The sequence below is a fragment of the Cupriavidus sp. 01L46 genome (assembly GCF_056399905.1).
The window spans coordinates 1-6,483 of record NZ_JBFTSF010000321.1 but is presented as its reverse complement, the minus strand read 5'-3'; the positions used below and the strand labels follow the sequence as shown (position 1 = coordinate 6,483).

Genomic DNA, 6,483 nt, shown 5'->3' with positions numbered 1-6,483 from the left:
ATGCCCGGAAAGAAGCTGATCCAGTACTTGCCGGACAACATGTATTGCTGTCCGTTGGCGATCAGCGAGCCCAGCGATGGCTCGGTAATGGGCACGCCCAGGCCGAGGAAGGACAACGTTGCCTCCAACGTGATGGCGGATGCCACCTGCAGCGCCGCGATCACGATCAGCGGCGGCAGGCAGTTGGGCAGCAGGTGGCGGAACATGATCCGCCCCGGCGGCAGGCCCAGGCAGGTGGCGGCCTCGATATATTCCTTGCGCCGCTCCACCAGCGCCGCGCTGCGGGTGGTGCGGGCGTAGTAAGCCCACTGCACCGCCACCAGCGCGATCACGATATTGCCGATGCCGGGCCGCAGGAATGCCAGCAGGATCAGCGCCAGCAGGATGGGCGGGAACGACAGCTGCAGGTCGGCCACGCGCATGATGATGGCCTCGACGCGGCCGCCGAGGAAACCGGCGATCAGGCCGAGCGTGGCGCCCAGCAGCAGCGCGATCACGGTGCTGACCACGCCCACGCCGATGCTGATGCGCAGGCCGTACATCACGGCCGACAGAATGTCGCGGCCCTGCTCGTCCGAGCCAAGCAGGAAGGTCATGCCACTGCCGGACTGCTCGCCCGGGGCCATGCGCGCATCGAGCACATCGAGCGTAGCGAGGTCATACGGGTTCTGCGGCGACAGCCAGGGCGCCAACAGCGCGATCAGCAGGATGATGATCAGCAAGGTCAGGCCGGTCACGGCGATCTTGCTCGAGAAAAACTGGCTGGCGAAGCGCCGCAGCGGGGTCTGCTCGGCTAGCGGCGGCGGGGCCGCGGTGGTTTCGGTTGCGGTTGTCATGAGCTCAGCCCTTGTTGTCGGCGATACGCACGCGCGGATCGAGCACGCTGTAGATGATGTCCACCAGCAGGTTGATCAGGATGAACAGCGTCACGATCACCATCAGGTAGGCCACGATAACCGGCCGGTCGAGCAACTGGATGGAATCGATGATCAGCTTGCCCATGCCGGGCCAGGCGAAGATCGATTCGGTCACGATGGCGAAGGCGATGATCGAGCCGAACTGCAGCGCGATCACCGTGACGATCGGAATCATGATGTTCTTGAGCACGTGCACGCCGACGATGCGGGTATTGGACAGGCCCTTGGCCCGCGCGAACTTGACGTAGTCCATCAGCATCGCTTCCTGCGTGCCCGCCCGCGTGAGACGGATCACCATGGCGATATTGAGCAGCGACAGCGTCACCGCCGGCAGCAGCAGGTGGCGCAGGCCATCCGCCGTCATGAAGCTGACGGGGATGCCGAGCAACGAGGTGGTTTCACCGCGCCCGTTGGACGGCAGCCAGCCCAGTTGCACCGCGAACACCATGATCAGCATCAGCCCGACCCAGAAGGTGGGCAGCGAGAAGCCGAGGATGGAAACGCCCATGATGGTCTTGCCGGCCACGCCGCCGGGACGCAGGCCCGCCCATAGCCCGAGCGGGATGCCGAGCAGCACGGCCAGCAGGATGGCGCACACGGCCAGCTCCATGGTGGCCGGCATGCGCTCGAAGATCAGCTTGAGCGCGGGCGTGCCGTGCGCGAACGAGGTGCCGAGGTCCCCGTGCAGCGCGTTGCGCAGGAAGATCCAGTATTGTTCCCAGAGGGGCTTGTCGAGCCCGAGCGCCGCGATGGTGCGCTTGATGTCCTCCTGGTCGGCCTGAGGATTGATCAGGATATCGACCGGGTTGCCGATGGCAAAGACGCCCAGGAAAACCAATAGCGACATGACGAAGAGCACGACTACGCTCTGCATCAGGCGCCGAATAATGAAAACCAGCATGTTCGGAAGCTTTCCTTCGCCGATGACAGGCCACGGCGCCTGTGGGCGCCGCCTGGCTGCACCGGCAGTCGGCTCGTGGCTAGGCCCGGCTACCGTCCGGGGATGATTCGCCGGGAAGCGGCCACCCAGACCGCGGACGCTTCCCGCTTTTACCTGCAGATGATCTAGTGCCCGGGGGGCGCGGCGTTGTGGTCGCGCTCCCCGGCCTCACCTCTAACCTCTACTGCTTAGACTGCTTAGGCCTTCGCTTCACTGCGGCTTGAAATTGTGCGCGTACGTCCGTTCGTCGGTACGCGGCACATATGTGATGCCCTTCTGGGTGGCCCAGGTGGTCACCTGCTGGTGGATCGGGATGATACCGCCATCGTTGATGGCAATCGCGGTAGCTTCCTGCAGCAGCTTGGAACGCTCGCCGTCATCCACGGTGGCCAGCGCCTTTTCCAGCACTACGTCCATCTTGGGATTGCAGTACTCGCCCCAATTGGTCGTGCCAAAGCCCTTCTTCGGATCCTCGCACGCCAGCAGCGCGCGCAGCGGCGAGCTCACTTCGCCGGTTTGCGCGCCCCAGCCCAGCAAGCCGAACGAGAATTCGTGCTTGATACCCTTGGAAGAATAGGTTGCCATCGGCATCCCCTCTACCTTGGTCGCAATGCCGATGCGGGTCAGGTTCTGCGCGATGGTCTGGGCGATCTTCTCGTCGTTGACGTAGCGGTTGTTCGGCGTGTGCAGCGTAATGCCGAAACCGTTCGGATAGCCCGCCTCGGCCAGCAGCTTCTTGGCGCCTTCCGGGTCGTACTTGACCGTCTTCAGGTTCGGGTTGTAGCCGAACAGCGTGGGCGGCACCAGGTTGTTGGTCGGCTCGGCGAGGCCTTCCATCAGGCGGTCCTTGATGCCCTGGCGGTTGATGGCCATGCTGATGGCATTGCGCACGCGCGCATCCTTCAGCGGATTCTTGTCCATCGGCGCGCCTTCCTTGGTGGTGACAAAAGGCGACTTGTCTTTCTTGTCATCGGTGTACAGGTAGATCACGCGGTGCGAGATCTTGGAGAAGAAGGACAGCTTCGGATCCTTGCGCACCTGCGGCAGGTCCGGCGTCGGCACGTTCTCGATGGCCTGCACGTCCCCGGACAGCAACGCCGCCATGCGGGTGGCCGGGTTCGGGATGAAGCGCAGCGTCACCTTGTCCCAGGCGGGCTTGGGGCCCCAGTAGTCGGGGTTCTTCATCAGTTCGACCCGGTCGTCGCGCGCGTAGCTGACGAACTTGAAGGGGCCGGTGCCGATCATGCCCTTGCCTTGCGCGAAGTCGTCCGAGGTCAGGCCCTGCGTGGCCTTCTTCTGCACGATGAAGATCGACGTCAGGTCGTTCAGCATCAGCGGGTACGGCGTGTTGGTGGTGAGCTGGATGGTGTACTTGTCGATCACCTTCTTGTTGATGATCGCCTTGGTGTAGACGTCGAACTTGCCCGGGCTGTTCTGGATGGTGGACGGACGCTCAAGTGACCAGACGATATCGTCGGTGGTGAGCTCCGAGCCGTCGTGGAACTTCACGCCCTTGCGGATCTTGAACTCCCAGGTCAGGTTGTTCACCAGCTTCCAGGACTCGGCAAGGCCAGGAATGATCTTGCTGTCCGCATCCATCTTCACCAGGCACTCGAACATGTGCTCGGAGACGTTGATGTTGGAGAACAGGTTGTAAAAGTGCGGATCCATCGAGGTCGGAGGCGAGCTCATGGCCAGCTTGAAATCAACCGCGTGGGCCTGGCTGGCAAAACCGAAGCTCATGGCCGCGGTTACCACCATGGCACCGAATGCCTTCTTGCATGTGCGAAGGGACATCGCGCAATTCTCCAGGGAAGAAATGTAGCAAATGACTACTAAGGGCAGCGCAGGCAAACGGGCCAAGCGCCGCATTTTGGTGCGGCTACGTACGCAACAAGCGACAACGTTGCCAGGCAAGCACATCAAGCATGAACTGTTCCAGCACTGCACCATGCGGGGCAATGCGGGGAAACCCCCGCGCTGGTTGGCGGTGATGCGCGCGGGAGCGCTGGTGAAAGTGGCGGAAGTGTCGTGCCGGGCGCCTGTTTTGGCGCTTTGGACCAAGGCGTCGTATGATCGGGGTATCCATCGCCCTCAACTGGCATCATGACACTCATCCCCGAAATTCTTCAGGCGCAGCCTGAAATCCGCAGCATCCGACGCGACATCCATGCCCATCCGGAGCTTTGCTTCAAGGAGGAACGAACTTCCGACGTGGTGGCGCAGAACCTCGCTGCCTGGGGCATCGAGGTCCATCGCGGCCTTGGCACCACTGGCCTGGTCGGCGTGATTCGCAATGGCAGCGGCAAGCGCAGCATCGGCCTTCGCGCCGACATGGATGCCCTGCCGCTGCAGGAGGCCAACACCTTCGGCCACCGCTCTCAGCATGACGGGCGCATGCATGCCTGCGGCCATGACGGCCACACCGCGATGCTGCTGGGTGCGGCACGCTATCTGGCCGAGCACCGGAATTTCGATGGCACCATCAACCTGATCTTCCAGCCGGCCGAGGAAGGCGGAGGCGGCGCGCGCGAGATGATCAAGGATGGCCTGTTCGAGCGCTTCCCGTGCGATGCCGTGTTTGGCATGCACAACTGGCCCGGCATGCCGGCCGGCAGCTTCGGCACCACCGCCGGCCCGCTGATGGCGTCGAGCAATGAATTCCGCATTGTCGTGCGCGGCAAGGGCGCGCATGCTGCGTTGCCGCACAACGGCAACGACCCGGTTTTCACAGGGGCGCAGATCGTGTCCGCGCTGCAGGGCATCATTACCCGCAACAAGCGCCCGATCGATGCTGCCGTGATCTCGGTCACGCAGTTCCATGGTGGCGATGCCACCAATATCGTGCCGGACCAGGTCTGGATCGGTGGCACCGTGCGCACCTTCACGCTGCCGGTGCTGGACCTGATCGAGCGCCGCATGGAAGAAGTCTCCAAGGCGGTTGCGAGCGCCTTCGATTGCACCGTGGAATTCGAGTTTCACCGCAACTATCCGCCCACCGTCAACAGCGCAGCAGAAACCGCGTTCGCCGTCGAAGTGGCGAGCGAGCTGGTGGGCGCGGGCAATGTCGACGGCAAGATCGAGCCGACCATGGGCGCCGAGGACTTCTCCTTCATGTTGCTGGAAAAGCCCGGTTGCTACCTGTTCATCGGCAATGGCGAAGGGGTGCACCGCGAAGCCGGCCACGGCCTTGGTCCCTGCATGCTGCACAACCCCAGCTACGACTTCAACGACGAAATCCTACCGGTCGGCTCGACCTTCTTCGTGAAGCTGGCGGAGAAGTGGCTCGCGCCGGCTTGAGTGCGCGTCAGTCCAGCGCGATGTCGCCGTACCAGCTTTCGGCGCGGCTCCTGGTGTTGTCGGTATCGGTCATGAGGCCGATCGCCACCACCTTGCCGGGATCGGCCCCGAAGGCCTTGCGATAGTCGGCGCGCAGGTCGCGCCGGTGGCAACGCCATTCGCCGGTATGCCGGGTACCGGAGTCGACCACGATCATCCGCACACGTTCGGTGTGCGGATTCGACACCACGGATCCTTCAGGCTTGCGCCCGCCCCAGATGTACATCAGCGTGGCATAGGGCATGTCGCGCCCGGTTGTCAGCCGCGCCATTTCGTACATCAACTGATCCTTTAGGGAGAGGCTGCCTTTGTCGCCATCGAAGGCGACGAAGATGCGCAGCGGCGAGTCTTCGCGCGGGGCCAGTGAGTTGTCAGCGCTACGGATAACGTCGCGCGTCTTCCATGTCCAGTTCAGCATGCCCGGCTCGCGCCCGACCAGTGGTACGTACAGGCCGGATGCCGAACTGTCAGCTTCGGCATGCAACACCATGCGTTGCTCGACTTCTGTCAGGGTATATCGCGTGGGAATTTTGTTGCGATTGACGGTCCAGGGCTGCCAGCCTGCCGGCTTGCTAAGCCCGCTTGGCGTCGCGGAGAACAAGGGCAGGTGCTTCAGCGTGGGGTGCTCTTCCGGCTCGCTGGGCCCACTGGCATGATCGGCTTCCGCTGAATCCTGGCTCGTTGCGATCAGGCCCGCTGTCACGCTCTCGGTGGACACCGGCATCTGCGCCGGTTCGGCTAACCTGAACTGCTCAATGTGCGCGGCAAAGCTGCTGCAGTCGTTCGACGAGAGCGCAGCCATGGCGCCCGGCCCCGACAGCGGGGGCGTGGACGCCGTTCCGAGTGTGCTGCAACCCGTCAAAACAAGCGCACCTACCACGCTGGTCAGCGCCAACAGGCAAAATCTGGCCGCCATTCATCCCCCAAACCTGGATGCCACCACCTGGTCGCGCCTGCTGGCACGCACCGGCCCGGACTTTTTTTCAATCTTTCGAACTGCGTCAATGCATCGAATTGCGTCACGCCGGGCCAAGCCGGGGCTTGAGGCAAACGGTAACAGAAGGATATGGGGGAAGGAAGGCTCCGGTACCCTGACGCGGGGATGCCGGGTGTGGCGGCAGCGCAAAACCGCAGCCACAAACCGCAGCCACAAAAGCAAAACCCCCCAGTACTTTCGTACTGGGGGGTTTCAAGGGAGAGCCTGGCGATTACCTACTTTCACACGGGTATCCGCACTATCATCGGCGTGGAGTCGTTTCACGGTCCTGTTCGGGATGGGAAGGGGTG

Annotated in this window: 6 protein-coding genes and 1 rRNA gene; 2 read left to right on the top strand and 5 right to left on the bottom strand. The window is 63.0% G+C overall.

The window, feature by feature from the left end:
* The 3 genes from AC1DS3_RS33005 to AC1DS3_RS32995 all read right to left on the bottom strand — a co-directional run.
* Nucleotides 1-836, bottom strand: an 836-nt coding sequence (locus AC1DS3_RS33005; protein ID WP_477128810.1) for an ABC transporter permease, incomplete at its 3' end; no start/stop codon positions are given.
* 4 nt (nt 837-840) lie between these two features.
* Nucleotides 841-1,818 (bottom strand): ABC transporter permease, encoded by a 978-nt coding sequence (locus AC1DS3_RS33000; RefSeq protein WP_441634013.1) that lies wholly within the window; start codon nt 1,816-1,818, stop codon nt 841-843.
* A 249-nt stretch (nt 1,819-2,067) separates the two neighbouring features.
* Complete coding sequence (locus tag AC1DS3_RS32995; protein ID WP_477109259.1) at nt 2,068-3,654, bottom strand: ABC transporter substrate-binding protein; 1,587 nt, start codon at nt 3,652-3,654, stop codon at nt 2,068-2,070.
* A 31-nt stretch (nt 3,655-3,685) separates the two neighbouring features.
* On the opposite strand from AC1DS3_RS32995, the gene AC1DS3_RS32990 reads away from it, so the two are divergent.
* Together AC1DS3_RS32990 and AC1DS3_RS32985 are read left to right on the top strand one after the other, a co-directional pair.
* Complete coding sequence (locus tag AC1DS3_RS32990) at nt 3,686-3,967, top strand: hypothetical protein (protein WP_441634017.1); 282 nt, start codon at nt 3,686-3,688, stop codon at nt 3,965-3,967.
* Complete coding sequence (locus tag AC1DS3_RS32985) at nt 3,964-5,157, top strand: M20 aminoacylase family protein (protein ID WP_441634019.1); 1,194 nt, start codon at nt 3,964-3,966, stop codon at nt 5,155-5,157. Before AC1DS3_RS32990 ends, AC1DS3_RS32985 begins: the two co-directional genes overlap by 4 nt.
* A 7-nt stretch (nt 5,158-5,164) precedes the next feature.
* Here AC1DS3_RS32985 and AC1DS3_RS32980 read toward each other — a convergent pair whose 3' ends face one another.
* A complete protein-coding gene (locus AC1DS3_RS32980) occupies nt 5,165-5,998 on the bottom strand; it encodes a DUF3047 domain-containing protein (RefSeq protein ID WP_477128809.1) in 834 nt (277 codons plus the stop codon).
* 397 nt (nt 5,999-6,395) lie between these two features.
* Nucleotides 6,396-6,483: ribosomal RNA gene (gene rrf / locus AC1DS3_RS32975) — 5S ribosomal RNA — on the bottom strand; the annotation flags it as partial.

Excerpts from the sequence above, each read along its gene's own strand:
- AC1DS3_RS32985 (WP_441634019.1), top strand. The coding sequence starts at position 3,964 with ATGACACTCATCCCCGAAATTCTTCAGGCGCAGCCTGAAATCCGCAGC.
- AC1DS3_RS33000 (WP_441634013.1), bottom strand. The coding sequence starts at position 1,818 with ATGCTGGTTTTCATTATTCGGCGCCTGATGCAGAGCGTAGTCGTGCTC.
- AC1DS3_RS32995 (WP_477109259.1), bottom strand. The coding sequence starts at position 3,654 with ATGTCCCTTCGCACATGCAAGAAGGCATTCGGTGCCATGGTGGTAACC.
- AC1DS3_RS32980 (WP_477128809.1), bottom strand. The coding sequence starts at position 5,998 with ATGGCTGCGCTCTCGTCGAACGACTGCAGCAGCTTTGCCGCGCACATT.
- AC1DS3_RS32990 (WP_441634017.1), top strand. The coding sequence starts at position 3,686 with ATGACTACTAAGGGCAGCGCAGGCAAACGGGCCAAGCGCCGCATTTTG.